This window comes from Rhodococcus sp. 11-3, from assembly GCF_023704055.1.
Classification (GTDB): Bacteria; Actinomycetota; Actinomycetes; order Mycobacteriales; family Mycobacteriaceae; genus Rhodococcus; species Rhodococcus aetherivorans.
Genome location: NZ_CP080406.1, coordinates 794016 through 808465 on the forward strand (window position 1 = coordinate 794016; position 14450 = coordinate 808465).

Below are 14450 nucleotides of genomic sequence, written 5' to 3' on the forward strand. Positions count from 1 at the left end.
GGCTCGCAATCCACTAGGCAGAGTAGTAGTCGAAGGGCGCCGAGTCTGCGCCGGGGGCGGAAGTCGGGGCTTTCGTCCCCCTCGGGCCGCGTCCGCGGGGCCGCGAGGGGCCGCTCCGGGCGGTGTGTCGAACATCACCGGATGCACGTAACCGGTTGGCTGTCAAGTCCTACGCGCACGCGTCTGTGCCCCTGACCTGCGCCGTTGATGAGAGCCGGACGTAAGCACGTGTTAAACTCGAAGAATCGAAAGGGGCACGGGACACATGATTTTCAAGGTCGGAGATACCGTCGTATACCCCCATCACGGTGCGGCGCTGATCGAAGCTATCGAAACGCGCACCATCAAGGGTGAGCAGAAGGAATATCTGGTTCTGAAAGTCGCCCAGGGCGACCTGACGGTTCGGGTACCTGCGGATAATGCAGAATACGTCGGCGTTCGCGACGTGGTCGGGCAAGAAGGCCTCGACAAGGTTTTCCAGGTGCTGCGCGCACCGCACACCGAAGAGCCGACCAACTGGTCGCGGCGGTACAAGGCCAACCTCGAGAAGTTGGCCTCCGGAGACGTGAACAAGGTCGCCGAGGTCGTGCGCGACCTGTGGCGGCGGGAGCAGGACCGCGGCCTGTCCGCAGGTGAGAAGCGGATGCTGGCCAAGGCGCGGCAGATCCTCGTCGGCGAGCTCGCGCTTGCGGAGGGCACGGACGACGTCAAGGCCGACAGCCTGCTCGACGAGGTGCTCGCCGCCGCTTCCTGAGCGGCCGCGCGAACTGCAGAATTACAGATGAGCGATCGCAACGGGCCGGTCGTCGGAATCATTCCGGCGGCCGGCCGTGGTGTACGTCTGGGCGAATCGCTGCCCAAGGCGTTCGTCGAACTCGACGGGCGCACGATGCTGGACCGGGCAGTGGAGGCCATGCTGGCCTCGGCGGTGGTCGACCGCGTGGTCGTGGTGGTGCCGCCGGAGCTGGTGGCGTCCGTCGCGGCCACGGCGCCGGCGCGGGTGTGCGTGGTGGCGGGCGGCGCGGAGCGCACCGATTCGGTGCGCGCCGGGCTGGCGGCGGCGGAGGACGCCGCCTACGTCCTGGTGCACGACGCCGCACGCGCCCTCACTCCGCCGCGGTTGTTCGCCCGGATCGTGGTGGAACTGCGCGGCGGACGGTCCGCGGTGATCCCCGTGCTGCCGGTCGCGGACACCGTCAAGAGCGTCGACCGCGACGGCCGTGTCACCGGCACCCCCGACCGGTCCGTCCTCCGGGCGGTACAGACCCCGCAGGGATTCGAGGCCGGCCTGCTGCGCCGCGCCAACGCCGGCGCCGGGGACGCAACCGACGACGCCGGTCTCGTCGAGCGCCTCGGCGAGGGCGTGTACACCGTCCCGGGCGAACCGCTCGCCTTCAAGATCACCACACCGCTCGATCTGGTCCTGGCCCGTGCCGTGCTCGCGGCCGGGGCCCCCGTCGGACAGGAGAGCTGAGTGCGCGTCGGGATCGGAACCGATGTCCATCCGATCGAGCCCGGACGGCCGTGCTGGCTGGCCGGTCTGCTGTTCGAGGACGCCGACGGGTGTGCGGGGCATTCGGACGGTGACGTCGCGGCCCACGCGCTGTGCGACGCCCTGCTCTCCGCGGCCGGCCTCGGCGACCTCGGTTCCGTCTTCGGCACCGGCCGGCCGGAGATGCACGGCGCGAGCGGTGCGGCCATGCTCGCCGAGGTGCGGCGCCTGCTCGACGGCGGGGGCTTCGCGATCGGGAATGCCGCCGTCCAGGTGATCGGGAACAGGCCCAGGATCGGTCCCCGCCGCGACGAGGCGCAGCGGGTGCTGTCCGAGGCGCTCGGGGCGCCGGTGTCGGTGTCGGCGACGACGACGGACGGCCTCGGCCTGACCGGGCGCGGCGAGGGCGTCGCGGCCGTCGCGACGGCACTCGTATTTTCGCGCGACGACGACCGGTAGGATGGCCGGTCGTGACCTTGCGCTTGTTCGACACCGAATCGCGGGCCGTGCGGGATTTCGTTCCGCTGGTCCCCGGCCGGGCTTCGGTGTACCTCTGTGGCGCGACGGTCCAGGGTGAGCCCCACATCGGTCATGTGCGCAGCGGCGTCGCCTTCGACGTGCTGCGGCGCTGGCTCATGGCGAAGGGCCTGGATGTCGCCTTTGTGAGAAACGTCACAGACATCGACGACAAGATTCTGCGCAAGGCCACCGAGGCGGGCCGGCCCTGGTGGGAGTGGAAGACGACCTACGAGCGGGCCTTCGCCCGCGCCTACGACCAGCTCGGTGTGCTGCCGCCGTCGGTGGAGCCTCGCGCGACGGGTCACGTCACCCAGATGGTCGAGCTGATGCAGCGCCTGATCGACGCCGGGCATGCCTACGCGGCCGACGGGAACGTCTATTTCGACGTGCTCAGCTACCCCGAGTACGGCCGGCTGTCGGGCCACCGGATCGACGACGTCCATCAGGGGGAGAGCGCGGGCAGCGGCAAGCGGGATCCGCGGGACTTCACCCTGTGGAAGGCGGCGAAGCCGGGCGAGCCGTCGTGGCCGACGCCGTGGGGCCGCGGCCGCCCGGGCTGGCACCTCGAGTGCTCCGCGATGGCCGAGTACTACCTCGGCGAGTCCTTCGACATCCACTGCGGCGGAATGGATCTCGTCTTCCCGCACCACGAGAACGAGATCGCCCAGGCCAAGGCCGCCGGCGACGGGTTCGCGCGGTACTGGCTGCACAACGGCTGGGTCACGATGGGCGGCGAGAAGATGTCCAAGTCGCTCGGCAACGTGCTGTCCATCCCGAACGTGCTCGCCCGGGTGCGGCCCCAGGAGCTGCGGTACTACCTGGGCAGTGCCCACTACCGGTCCATGCTCGAATACTCCGACGCCGCGCTGCACGAGGCGGCGGCCGGGTACCGCGGCCTCGAGGCGTTCGTCCTCAAGACCCGGGACCGGGCCGGCGACATCCCGGTAGGAACGTGGACCGAGGAGTTCGCCGCGGCGCTCGACGACGATCTCGGCGTCCCGAAGGCGCTCGCCGAGATCCACGGCCGGCGCAGCGAGGGCAACAAGGCGCTCGACGCCGGCGACCTGGACACCGCGGTGCACATCGCCGCGCAGGTACGCGCCATGCTCGGCATCCTGGGGGTGGACCCGCTCGACCCGCACTGGGCCGAGGTGGCCGGCCGCGACTCGGCGGCCCTCGAGGCCCTCGAGGTGCTGGTGGCTGCCGAACTCGACCGCCGGCAGGCGGCGCGGGCCGCGAAGAACTGGGCGCTCGCCGACGAGGTGCGCGATCGATTGACGGCGGCGGGCATCGAGGTGACCGATACGCCGAACGGACCCGAGTGGTCCCTGAAAGCAGGGCAGTGATGGCTGGAAATTCTCAGCGACGAGGTGCGGTCCGCAAGGGCGGCACCAAGAAGGGCCAGGTCGTCGGGTCCGGCGGGCAGCGCCGCCGCGGCCTCGAGGGCCGCGGTGCCACCCCCAAGGCCGAGGACCGGCCGTACCATCCCGCCGCGCGGCGCGCCCGCGCCGCGGCGAAGGCCGCCGACAAGCGCGGCCGCAGCACCGCCGGCCGCAAGGGCGAGGACGGGCCGGAGATGGTGCTCGGCCGCAACCCGGTCGTGGAGTGCCTGCGCGCGGATGTTCCCGCGACGGCGCTGTACGTCGCGGTCGGCGCCGAGGCGGACGAGCGCCTCAAGGAGGCCGTGCAGCGGGCCGGGGACGCGGGCATCTCGATCCTCGAGGTTCCGCGCGGCGAGCTCGACCGTCTCACCGCCAACGGCATGCACCAGGGCATCGGGTTGCAGGTCCCGCCGTACCGCTACGCCCATCCGGACGACCTGCTGGCCGTCGCCCACGACCACCACGAGCGGCCGCTGCTGGTGGCCCTCGACAACATCACCGATCCGCGGAACCTCGGCGCGGTGATCCGGTCGGTGGCCGCGTTCGGCGGGCACGGCGTGCTGATCCCGCAGCGGCGCAGCGCCGCGGTCACGGCGGTGGCGTGGCGGACCAGCGCGGGTGCCGCGGCGCGCCTCCCCGTCGCCCGGGCGACGAACCTGACGCGCACCCTCAAGGAGTGGCAGTCCCGGGGCGTCCGGGTCGTCGGGCTGGATGCGGGGGGCGACACCAGCCTCGACGAGTTCGACGGCACCGATCCGGTGGTGATCGTCGTCGGCTCCGAGGGCAAGGGACTGTCGCGCCTGGTCCGCGAGACGTGCGACTCGATCCTGTCGATCCCGATGGCCGGCGACGTGGAGTCGCTCAACGCGTCCGTCGCCGCCGGCGTCGTCCTCGCGGACATCGCGCGTCAGCGCCGCCTGCAGTAGTCCCGGATCCGCGCCGACGGTCGGCCGCGACACCCATCGAGGTGGCGGCCGACCGGGGACCACGCGGCCGGATGTTCCGGGGAACGGTTCCGTCCCCGACTGCGTCGAATCGGGTAGAGCGATCGACCGCGGACGGGGGACACATGGCACATCGAACCGAATTCACCGGACGGATCGAGATCGATCCTCCGCTGAACCGGCAGGAGATCGACTTTCTCGTCGCGTTCGCCGGCCCGGCGAGTGGCCCGCACCGGTCGCCCGCCGACGGACTGCCCAGGCGGGGGCGCCCGCTGTCGTGGTGCCAGTGGGTGCCCACCGCCGACGGCACCGCACTCGGCTGGAACGGCGGCGACTGCTTCTACTTCTACACGGAGTGGCTGGCCTACCTGATCGACACCTTCCTCTCGCGCCGGGCGCGGTTGCGCCGCGCGTCGCGGGGCCCGCGTGCGACGGTCCCGGCCGGATGCACGGGTTTCACGTTCGACCACGTGCTCGACGGCACGGTCGACGTCCGCACGCCGGCCGGCACGTTGCGACGAATCACCGTGCGGGACAATCGCGTCGAGGAACACCTCGTTGCGGGCCCGGGCCTCGCGGTCCGGTCGTCGAGCGATGCGGCGGTGTCCTGACCGGTCGCGGGGTCACCGCGTGAGGGTGGCGACGAACCGCACCCGGTGCCCCGGCTCGAGCTGCGCGGCGACGGGAAGATCGACGGGCACGACGACGGCGATCACCGGGTGGTCGCCGACGACGGGATGGTCGGCCAGGAACAGGATGGGGTTGCCGTCCGGGGGAACCTGCACCGAGCCCGCGACGGTCGGCTCCGGGCGGTCGGTCCCGCCCCGCGCGAGATGCAGCCTGCCCGGGCCGTGCAACCGGATCCCGACGCGGTCCAGTTGTGGCGTCACGGTCCACGTCTCGTGCAGCAGCGCGTGCACCGAACCGGCGCTGAACACCTCGGAGTGCCGGCTCAGTCGCACACGCAGCATCGCCGGATCCTCGATCGGGGCCGGCGGCGGGATCTGCTCCTCGATGGGCAGCTCGCCCGCCAGGGTGCCGACCGGGAGCCGGTCGCCGTCCCTGATCGGGGCGGGGCCGGTCCCGGTCAGGGTGTCGGTGGATCGGCTGCCGTGGGTCTCGGGCACGTCGATTCCGCCGCGCACCGCCAGGTACGAGCGCAGCCCCCTCGACGGGCTGCCCAGCGCCAGCACGTCACCGTCGTCCAGCTTCAGCATCGCGTAGTCGGCCTCGGGGTGGCCGTCGACGGTCACCGGCACGCGGGCGCCCGTCACCGCGACGACGTTCTCGCCGATGCTGCGCACGGTCAGCCCGCCGGCGGCGACCTCGAGGGTCGCGGCGGCGGGCTCGTTGCCGACCAGCCGGTTGGCGGCGTCGTGCGCCGCGCGGTCGGCGGCGCCGGACGTGCCCAGCCCGTGGTCCCCGTGTTCCGGCCGGCCGCGGTCCTGGACGGTGGTGAACATCCCGCTGTGGACGACTTCGAGCCCCTGCATGGGGAAATTGTCCCCGGAACCGCGGGGGTGCCGGGGGCGTCTTCGCGAATCAGCTCGCCGCGGAGCAGGGCGGTTCGACGGCGGTGACCAGCGGGCCGCCGGCCGGAACCAGGGAGCCGACGGCCGAATCGAGGTTGTCGTGCAGATTCAGGCGGGAGCGGACCCCGGCCGCGGCGATCGTCCGGCGGACGCGTCCTGCCGGGGCGACGACGGCGACGGTGCCGGGATGGGCGGAGGTCGCGCGCAGGAGGATCGTGAGGCCCACCGCGCCGAAGAAGGTGACGCCGCCCATGTCGGCGACGAGGGCACGGCCGCGATGGGCGTTGTCGAGCGCGGAGCGCAGCAGGTGCGCGGTGGTCATGTCGATCTCGCCGGCGACCGAGAGCACGGCGTATCCGGCACGTTCCGACAGGGTGGCTCCGAAGGCCGGCGACGGTGCGGGGGAATCGGACGGAGTCTCGGGAGTAGTGGGGTCGATCATCGGACGAACCTTTCGCTCGGGATGTCTCGACGCCGTGGATCCGACGCTGTTTCGCAAAAGCAAGCATGTCGCAGTTCGATAACGGCCCAGGACCGCGCTCCATAGCGAAATGATCTCGAAAAGATAGCGATGAGATAACGGAGACGGGAAAGGCCTGGCAGAGGAGGGGACCGGACTGCGCGGAACCGGCCGCTTCGCCGCCCGAAAATCGCTCGTGCCGGCCGCCGTGCTCCTGCTAGCGTCGCGGCACCGCCTCCTCCCGAGTGAATGCCGACCGCCGTGACCACCCTCGACCTGACCACCCGCCGCTTCGCGCCGCTGATCCTCCTCAACGTCGCCACCCTGCTGTCCGCCACCGGCAACGGCATCGTAGTCGTCGCGCTGCCGTGGCTGGTGCTCGAGCAGACCGGCCGGGCCACCGACGCGGCGATCGTCGCGGGCGCGGCCACCGTGCCGCTGCTGCTGGCAAGCCTGCTCACCGGCACCGTCGTCGACCGGTTCGGCCGGCGGCGCACCGCCGTGGTCTCGGATGCCCTCTCGGCGCTGTCGGTCGCGACGATCCCCGTGCTCGCGGCCACCGTCGGACTCTCGGTGCCCCTGCTCGCCGCACTCGCGGCGCTCGGTGCCGTGTTCGACCCGGCGGGCATCTCGGCGCGGGAGTCGATGCTGCCGGCGGCGACCCGCGCCGCCGGGTGGTCGCTGGACCGTGTCAACAGCCTCTACGAGGCGAACTACAACCTCGCCTACCTGATCGGACCGGGTGTCGGCGGTGTCCTCATCGCGGCGGTCGGTCCCGAGAACACCCTGTGGGTGACGTCGGCGTGCTTCGTGCTCTCCCTCGTCACCGTCGCCTTCCTCCGGCTCGAGCACGCCGGCCGGCCCGACCGGGCCACCCGGCCCGCCTCGCTGTGGGCCGGCACCCTCGAGGGGCTGCGGTTCGTGTGGCGCGACCGGTTGCTGCGCACGCTCGCGCTGGTCGACATGGTCATCATGGCGCTGTTCCTGCCGATCGAGTCGGTGCTGCTGCCCGCCTACTTCACCGGCCTGGACGCACCCGCTCAGCTCGGCTGGGTGCTGATGTCGCTGAGCATCGGTGGCCTGGTGGGTGCCCTGGCCTACGGCGCCTTCGCACCGCGCCTGCGGCGCCGCACCCTGATGCTCGTCGCGGTCACGGTGCTGGGCGCGGCGACGACCGGCATGGCGTTCCTGCCGCCGCTGGGGGTCCTCGTGCTGCTGGGCATCCTCATCGGCCTGGTGTTCGGCCCGGTGGGGCCGATCGGGAACTGGGCCATGCAGACCCGCAGCCCGGAGCACATGCGCGGCCGCGTCGTCGGTGTGATGACCTCGACCGCGTACGCGGCGGGCCCGGTCGGGATCCTGGTCGCCGGGCCCCTGATCGACGCGGCGGGTGTGCGGACGACGTTCTTCGCGTTGGCCGTGCCGATGATGTTCGTCGCCGCGGTGTGTTTCGCGCTGCCCGTCCTGCGGGAACTGGATCCCGCCCCGGAGTCCCGTGCGGCCTACCGGCCGTAGCCGCCCCCGCCCGGCGTCTCGACCACGAGCACGTCACCGATCCCGACCTCGACGGAGTCGCAGCCGGCCATGTGGGTGACGGCGCCGTCGGCGCGCTCGATGCGGTTGCTGCCCAGCGCTCCCGGCCCGCCCCCGGCCATCCCGTACGGCGGCACGCGCCGGTGCCCGGAGAGCGTGCTGACGGTCATCGGCTCGAGGAACCGGAGCCGGCGCACGGCGCCGTCGCCGCCGCGCCACCGGCCGCCGCCCCCGCTGCCGTGACGAATCGTGAAGGCCTCCAGCAACACCGGAAGGCGCCACTCCAGTACCTCCGGATCGGTGAGCCGCGAGTTCGTCATGTGGGTCTGCACCACCGACGTCCCGTCGAACCCCTCGCCGGCGCCCGACCCGGAGCCGAGCGTCTCGTAGTACTGGTATCGCGCGTTGCCGAAGGTGACGTTGTTCATCGTGCCGGCGCCCTCGGCCTGCACCCGCAGCGCCGCGTAGAGCGCGCCGGTGACGGCCTGCGACGTCTCGACGTTGCCCGCGACGACGGCGGCGGGGAACTCGGGGGCGAGCATCGACCCGTCGGGGACGACGATGTGCAACGGACGCAGGCACCCGTCGTTGAGGGGGATGTCGTCGGCGACGAGCGTGCGGAAGACGTACAGCGCCGCGGCCCGCGTGACGGACGAGGGCGCGTTGAAGTTCGACGCGAGTTGCGGTGACGTGCCGGTGAAGTCGATCGTCGCCGAGCGCGCCCGCCGGTCGACGGTGACCCGCACCGCGATCACCGCACCGGAGTCCATCTCGTAGCGGTACTCGCCGTCGTGGAGGCGGTCGACGACGCGGCGCACCTCCTCCTCGGCGTTGTCCTGCACGTGGCGCATGTAGGCCTGGACGACGTCGAGACCGAAGTGGTCGATCATCCGGCCCACCTCGACCACCCCGCGGGCGTTGGCCGCGATCTGTGCGCGCAGGTCCGCGAGGTTGGTGTCCGGGTTCCGGGACGGGTACGGGCCGCCGGTGAGCAGCGCGCGGGTGTCGGCCTCCCGGAAGGTTCCGTTCTCGACGAGCAGCCAGTTGTCGAACAGCACGCCCTCCTCGCGGATGTCGTGGCTGCCGGAGGGCATGGAACCCGGTGTCGATCCGCCTATTTCGGCGTGGTGACCACGGGAGGCGACGAAGAAGAGGATGTGCTCGCCGGACCCGTCCGGCCCGGGGCCGAAGACCGGCGTGATCACCGTGACGTCCGGCAGGTGGGTACCCCCGTGGTACGGGTCGTTGACCGCGTACACGTCACCCGGCTTCATCGACCCGTGCCGGCGGCGCACCACCTCCTGCACGCTCGTGCCCATCGAGCCGAGATGGACGGGGATGTGTGGCGCGTTCGCGATCAGGTTTCCGTCCGGATCGAACAGCGCGCACGAGAAGTCCAGGCGCTCCTTGATGTTCACCGACTGCGCGGTGGATTCGAGGGTGGTGCCCATCTGCTCGGCGATCGACATGAACAGGTTGTTGAAGATCTCGAGCATCACCGGGTCGGCGTGGGTGCTCACCGCGGTGTCGTCGTGGGCGTGCACCCGGGTGAGCACGAGATGGCCCTGCTCCGACATCGTCGCCGCCCAGCCGGCCTCGACGACGGTGGTCGAGTTGTCCTCCGCGACGATTGCCGGGCCGGCCACGGCGTCGCCGGGGGAGAGGTGTTCGCGGCGGTGCAGGGGGGCATCGCGCCACGCGCCGTCGACGAACATCCGGACGGTGCCGCGCGGCGGGCGGGTGGGCTCGGGTGCGCCGCTGTCGTCGCTGCGGCCGCGTCCGAGCCCGGACAGGTCGGGCCGGCGCGTCGCCCCGACGGCCTCGACCGCGACGGCATCGACGATCAGCGGACGGTCCATGAGGAAGGAGTAGGTGCGCCGGTGCACGGCCTCGAACTCCGCGGTCATCGTCGCCGGGTCGGCGAGCGCGACGGGCACGGACGTGTCGGTGCCGTCGTAGCGCAGGTGCGCCCGGAAGGCCACGTCGATGCGTTCGGGGGGCACGTCCTCGTCGAGCAGTTCCGCGCGCGCCGCGGCCTCGAGTTCGGCGGCGACGTCGCGCAGCCGCGGCATCGCCTCGGCGTTCAGTTCGACGACGACGGACTGCTCGCGCATCGCGGTGGTGTCCGCGAGACCCATGCCGAGCGCGGACAGGACACCGGCCAGCGGCGGCACGAGGACGGTCCGGATGCCGAGCGAGTCGGCCACCGCGCAGGCGTGCTGCCCGCCGGCGCCGCCGAAGGTCGTCAACGCGTACTCGGTGACGTCGTGTCCCTTCTGCACCGAGATGCGCTTGACGGCGTTGGCCATGTTCGCCACCGCGATCTGCAGGAAGCCGGCGGCGACCTCCTCGGGGCTGCGGTCGTCGCCGGTCGCCTCGCGGATCTCGGCGGCCAGGGCGGCGAACCGGGCCCGCACCGTCTCGTCGTCCAGCGGTTGGTCGCCGCCGGGACCGAACACGTGCGGGAAGTGCGCGGGCTGCACGCGGCCGAGCATGACGTTGGCGTCGGTGACGGTGAGCGGGCCGCCGCCGCGGTAGCAGGCCGGCCCGGGGTCGGCGCCGGCGGAATCGGGCCCCACCCGGTACCGGCTGCCGTCGAAGTGCAGGATCGAGCCGCCGCCGGCGGCGACGGTGTGGATGTCCATCATGGGGGCGCGCAACCGCACCCCGGCGACGACGGTGTGGAAGACGCGCTCGTATTCCCCGGCGAAGTGCGACACGTCCGTCGACGTGCCGCCCATGTCGAACCCGATCACCTTGTCGAACCCGGCCAGCGCCGACATCCGGCTCATGCCGACGATGCCCCCGGCAGGACCGGAGAGGATCGCGTCCTTGCCGCGGAAGTGCATCGCCTCGGTGAGCCCGCCGTTGGACTGCATGAACATCAGCCGCACGCCCGGCAGTTCCTCGGCCACGCGGTCCACGTAGTGGCGGAGCACGGGCGAGAGGTACGCGTCGACGACGGTGGTGTCGCCGCGCGGCACCAGCTTCATCAGCGGGCTGGCGACCGCGGACAGCGAGATCTGCCCGAAGCCGAGACGCTCGGCGAGCTCACCGATCGCGTGCTCGTGCTGCGGGTACAGATGGCTGTGCATGCACACCACGGCGACGGAGTCGATGCCGTCGTCGCGCACCTGCCTCAGGTCCCGCTCGAGCCGGTCGAGGTCGGGGGCACGCAGCACCGTGCCGTCGGCCCGGATGCGTTCGTCGACCTCGAGCACCCGCTCGTACAGCAGCTCGGGCAGCACGATGTTGCGCTCGAAGATCCGCGGCCGGTTCTGGTAGCCGATGCGCAGCGCGTCCCGGAAACCGGCGGTGATCACCAGGGCGGTCCGGTCGCCCTTGCGCTCGAGCAGTGCGTTGGTCGCGACGGTGGTGCCCATGCGCACCTGCTCGACGAGGTCGGCGGTGACGGGTTCGCCGGCGGGCACCCCGAGCAGCTCCCGGATCCCGGCGACGGCCGCGTCCCGGTACCGGGACGGGTTCTCCGACAACAGCTTGTGGGTGACCAGGGCACCGTCGGGCCGGCGGGCGACGACATCGGTGAAGGTGCCGCCGCGGTCCACCCAGAACTCCCAGCGCCCGGGTGTCCGGTCTCGTTCGCTCGCCTGCTCCGCTGTCGCCATGACAGCAGGTTAGCCACCGCGTGCGGGACGGCCCAGACCGCCGCACCCGGGCTCAGGCGGTGACGGCCGCGGCCCTGTCCGGGGCCGGCGCGGGCGCTCTGCGTCCGGTGCCGCGCCGGGTGCGGGCCGCGCCGATTCCGCGGCACACGAGATAGATGACGAACGCGATCGCCGTGATGAACGCCGAGACCGGCACGCCGGGCGCGAGGGCGAGCAGGATCCCACCGACCGCGGAGACCTCCGCGAAGATCACGGCCAGCACCGTCGCGGCGAGCGGGCCGCCGGCCACCCGGGACGCCGCGGCGGCCGGGGTGATGAGCAGCGCCATCACCAGCAGGGCCCCGACGATCTGCACGCCGAGGGCGGCGGTGATTCCGACCAGCACGGCGAAGACGATGGACAGCGCCCGCACCGGCACCCCGCGCGCGGCGGCGACCTCGGGGTCGGTGCTGGCGAACAGCAGCGGGCGGTAGATGACCAGCATGGTGCCGATGACGCCGACGGCGCAGGCGGCGAGCAGCGCGATGCCCGTGCCACCCGGCGCGACGATCTGGCCGGTGAGGAGGGAGAACGCGGCGCCGGTGCGGCCGTCGTAGGCCCACAGCAACAGCACGGCCAGACCGAGCCCGAACGCCATGACGACGCCGATGACGGAATCGCGTTCACGGGCGCGGGTGCCGAGGACACCGAAGAGGATGGCCGCCACCACCGCCCCCAGCACGGCGCCGAGTCCGACGGAGACGCCGATGATCAGGGCCGCGGCGGCACCGGTGAGCGAGAGCTCGGAGGTGCCGTGCACGGAGAATGCCATCTGACGGCTGATCACCAGCGGCCCGATCACGCCCGCGAGCAGGCCGAGGATCGCGCCGGCCAGCAGGGCCTGCTGCACGAAGTCGTACTGGAGCAGGTCGACGGTGGCCTGCACGTCGAACATCCGGCCCATCGCGTCGGTGAACTTGCTGCTCAATGCTGATCCTCGTGATGGTCGTGGTGGACGCCCTCGCCGGGGCGCAGCCCGCCGGCGCTGCCGAGCGCGTCGATGGCGTCGCCGGTGCCGACGACGACGAGACGGCCGCGGATCTCGAGGACCTCGACGTCGGTGCGGTACAGCTCGGAGAGCACCTCGGAGGTCATCACCTCGGCGGGGGTGCCGATGCGGAACTGCCCGTCGACGAGATACAGCACGCGGTCCACCAGCGGCAGGATCGGGTTGATCTCGTGGGTGACGAACAGGACGGCGGTGCCGTGTTCGCGGCGACGACGGTCGATGAGGGACGACACGAGGTGCTGGTTGGCCAGGTCGAGACTGAGCAGCGGTTCGTCGCAGAGCATGACCCGCGGGTCGCCGACGAGGGCCTGCGCGATGCGCAGCCGCTGCTGTTCGCCGCCGGAGAGGGATCCGATCGGGGCGTTGGCGTAGGTTTCGGCGCCGACCTGCCGGATCGCGGCGTCGACGGCGCTGCGGCGGGTCTTCCAGTAGCGCAGGCCGGTGCCCCAGCGATGGCCGTCCACGCCGAGCCCGACGAGGTCGCGGCCGCGCAGGGGCACGCCCTCGTCGAGCGACTTCTGCTGCGGCACGTAGCCGACGTGCGAGTTGCCCGTGCGGGCGGGCGCGCCGGCGATCGTGGCGGTGCCACCGCTGAGGGGTAGCTGACCGAGCAGGACCTTCAGCAGCGTCGACTTGCCCGCCCCGTTGGGGCCGAGCACCGCGACGAACTCGCCGGGCTCGACGGTGAGATCGAGGCCCCGCCACAGGACGCGGTCGCCGAAGGCCATGCGGGCGTCGCGGAGCTCGACCGCGGCGGTGCGGCCGGCGGGCGTCGCGGGCGCGCTCGGTGTCGCGGCGGTGCCGCCCGGTGTGACGTCGGCCGGTGTGGTCACGGGAGTGATGTCCTTGCCCTGCTCGAAGGGTCAGCGGGCGGCGTCGAGGGCGGCGGCGAGCGCCTCGGCCGTCTGCTTCTGCCACTGAATGTAGTCCACGCCCGCGGGCAGGGTCTCCACAACTTCGACGACGGGGATGCCCGCGGATTCCGCGGTCGCCCGCATGTCGCGGCTGACCTTGTCCTCGGTCTGCGGGTTGTGGAGCAGGACGGCGACCTGCTTGTCGAGGAGCAGCTGGCGGGTCGCGGCGATCGCGGCGGGCGACGGGTCGGTGCCGTTCTCGACGGCGTTGGTGAAGTCGGCGGGCGTCCGGTCCTCGAGCTTCGCGGACGTGACGAGGTAGTAGCCGATGGATTCGGTCTGCGCGACGGGGGTGTTCGCGTGCGCGGCGGCGATCTCGGCGGTCACGTCGGTGACCTCGTGCAGCTGCGAGTGGAAGGCCTCGGCGTTGGCGCGGTAGGTGTCGGCCCCGGCCGGATCCAGTTCGGCCAGCCGGTCGGCGACGGTGTGCGCGACGGCGTCGGCGGCGGCCAGGTCGTACCAGACGTGCTCGTTGATGCCGCTGTGGTCGTGCCCGGCGTGCGCGTCGCCGTCCTCGGCGGCATGGGTCTCACCCTCGTGGGTGTCGCCCTCGGGTGCGGTGCCGCCCGAGTGGTCGTGGCCGTCCTCGAGGTCGCTTCCGGTGCCGGACTCGAACAACGCGAGGGCGTCGACCGTGGCGGTGTCGGTTCCGGTGGACTCGAGGATGTCGTCGACGAACTGGTCGTAGCCGCCGCCGTTGTAGACGACGAGGGTGGCGTCGCTGATGGCGGCGGCGTCGGCGGGGCTGGCCTCGTACGAGTGCGGGTCGGCGGACGGCTCGGTGATCAGCGACTGCACCTGGGCGCGGTCCCCGGCGACGGCCTGCGCGACCGAGCCCCACACGTTGGTGGACGCGACGATGCGGATCTCGCCGGAGCCGGTGCCCGCCCCGTCCCCCGAGTCGCTGCCGCAGGCGGCGAGGGTGAGCGCGGCGGCGCAGGTCAAGCCCACGGTCGCGGTGGCGGCGCGCATTCGGCGGGGCAGTCGCACGGTTCCATCT

13 protein-coding genes are annotated in these 14450 nt (G+C 72.2%); 7 read left to right on the top strand and 6 right to left on the bottom strand.

What is annotated here, in order from left to right:
* Positions 1–265: 265 nt before the first annotated feature.
* From carD to KZJ41_RS03670, 6 genes are all read left to right on the top strand, one after another.
* Positions 266–754, top strand: a complete 489-nt coding sequence (carD, locus tag KZJ41_RS03645) for an RNA polymerase-binding transcription factor CarD (RefSeq protein WP_003935974.1) — start codon at positions 266–268, stop codon at positions 752–754.
* 27 nt (positions 755–781) lie between these two features.
* Complete coding sequence (gene ispD / locus KZJ41_RS03650) at positions 782–1474, top strand: 2-C-methyl-D-erythritol 4-phosphate cytidylyltransferase (protein ID WP_006947915.1); 693 nt, start codon at positions 782–784, stop codon at positions 1472–1474.
* Positions 1475–1951, top strand: a complete 477-nt coding sequence (gene ispF, locus KZJ41_RS03655) for a 2-C-methyl-D-erythritol 2,4-cyclodiphosphate synthase (protein WP_029540770.1) — start codon at positions 1475–1477, stop codon at positions 1949–1951.
* Positions 1952–1962: 11 nt separating this feature from the next.
* Positions 1963–3357, top strand: a complete 1395-nt coding sequence (gene cysS, locus KZJ41_RS03660; protein WP_029540772.1) for a cysteine--tRNA ligase — start codon at positions 1963–1965, stop codon at positions 3355–3357.
* On the top strand, positions 3357–4319 hold the full coding sequence (rlmB, locus tag KZJ41_RS03665) for a 23S rRNA (guanosine(2251)-2'-O)-methyltransferase RlmB (RefSeq protein ID WP_029540775.1): 963 nt from the start codon (positions 3357–3359) through the stop codon (positions 4317–4319). The genes cysS and rlmB overlap by 1 nt, the downstream gene beginning before the upstream one ends.
* Before the next feature lie 143 nt (positions 4320–4462).
* Complete coding sequence (locus KZJ41_RS03670; protein WP_029540778.1) at positions 4463–4948, top strand: hypothetical protein; 486 nt, start codon at positions 4463–4465, stop codon at positions 4946–4948.
* Between the two features lie 12 nt (positions 4949–4960).
* Here KZJ41_RS03670 and KZJ41_RS03675 read toward each other — a convergent pair whose 3' ends face one another.
* Together KZJ41_RS03675 and KZJ41_RS03680 are read right to left on the bottom strand one after the other, a co-directional pair.
* The gene (locus KZJ41_RS03675) at positions 4961–5830 is read right to left on the bottom strand and encodes a biotin-dependent carboxyltransferase family protein (protein ID WP_251550186.1); all 870 of its coding nucleotides are present in this window, start codon (positions 5828–5830) and stop codon (positions 4961–4963) included.
* A 49-nt stretch (positions 5831–5879) separates the two neighbouring features.
* On the bottom strand, positions 5880–6311 hold the full coding sequence (locus tag KZJ41_RS03680) for an STAS domain-containing protein (RefSeq protein WP_029540784.1): 432 nt from the start codon (positions 6309–6311) through the stop codon (positions 5880–5882).
* A 267-nt stretch (positions 6312–6578) separates the two neighbouring features.
* On the opposite strand from KZJ41_RS03680, the gene KZJ41_RS03685 reads away from it, so the two are divergent.
* A complete protein-coding gene (locus KZJ41_RS03685) occupies positions 6579–7844 on the top strand; it encodes an MFS transporter (RefSeq protein ID WP_251550188.1) in 1266 nt (421 codons plus the stop codon).
* Here the strand turns inward: KZJ41_RS03685 and KZJ41_RS03690 are convergent.
* The 4 genes from KZJ41_RS03690 to KZJ41_RS03705 all read right to left on the bottom strand — a co-directional run bounded on the left by KZJ41_RS03690 (position 7832) and on the right by KZJ41_RS03705 (position 14440).
* Positions 7832–11488 (bottom strand): hydantoinase B/oxoprolinase family protein, encoded by a 3657-nt coding sequence (locus KZJ41_RS03690; RefSeq protein WP_006947939.1) that lies wholly within the window; start codon positions 11486–11488, stop codon positions 7832–7834. The genes KZJ41_RS03685 and KZJ41_RS03690 overlap by 13 nt on opposite strands.
* 52 nt (positions 11489–11540) lie before the next feature.
* Positions 11541–12455, bottom strand: a complete 915-nt coding sequence (locus tag KZJ41_RS03695; protein WP_006943426.1) for a metal ABC transporter permease — start codon at positions 12453–12455, stop codon at positions 11541–11543.
* Positions 12452–13264: a metal ABC transporter ATP-binding protein gene (locus KZJ41_RS03700; protein WP_202917110.1), complete on the bottom strand. Its 813-nt coding sequence runs from the start codon at positions 13262–13264 to the stop codon at positions 12452–12454. The genes KZJ41_RS03695 and KZJ41_RS03700 overlap by 4 nt, the downstream gene beginning before the upstream one ends.
* Before the next feature lie 135 nt (positions 13265–13399).
* Positions 13400–14440 (bottom strand): metal ABC transporter solute-binding protein, Zn/Mn family, encoded by a 1041-nt coding sequence (locus tag KZJ41_RS03705; protein ID WP_006943424.1) that lies wholly within the window; start codon positions 14438–14440, stop codon positions 13400–13402.
* Between the last annotated feature and the right edge of the window lie 10 nt (positions 14441–14450).

Bases quoted from the DNA above. Each gene is read 5' to 3' on its own strand.
- carD (WP_003935974.1), top strand. From the start codon at position 266: ATGATTTTCAAGGTCGGAGATACCGTCGTATACCCCCATCACGGTGCG.
- ispD (WP_006947915.1), top strand. From the start codon at position 782: ATGAGCGATCGCAACGGGCCGGTCGTCGGAATCATTCCGGCGGCCGGC.
- rlmB (WP_029540775.1), top strand. From the start codon at position 3,357: ATGGCTGGAAATTCTCAGCGACGAGGTGCGGTCCGCAAGGGCGGCACC.
- KZJ41_RS03670 (WP_029540778.1), top strand. From the start codon at position 4,463: ATGGCACATCGAACCGAATTCACCGGACGGATCGAGATCGATCCTCCG.
- KZJ41_RS03675 (WP_251550186.1), bottom strand. From the start codon at position 5,830: ATGCAGGGGCTCGAAGTCGTCCACAGCGGGATGTTCACCACCGTCCAG.
- KZJ41_RS03680 (WP_029540784.1), bottom strand. From the start codon at position 6,311: ATGATCGACCCCACTACTCCCGAGACTCCGTCCGATTCCCCCGCACCG.
- KZJ41_RS03685 (WP_251550188.1), top strand. From the start codon at position 6,579: ATGCCGACCGCCGTGACCACCCTCGACCTGACCACCCGCCGCTTCGCG.
- KZJ41_RS03690 (WP_006947939.1), bottom strand. From the start codon at position 11,488: ATGGCGACAGCGGAGCAGGCGAGCGAACGAGACCGGACACCCGGGCGC.
- KZJ41_RS03700 (WP_202917110.1), bottom strand. From the start codon at position 13,264: ATGGCCTTCGGCGACCGCGTCCTGTGGCGGGGCCTCGATCTCACCGTC.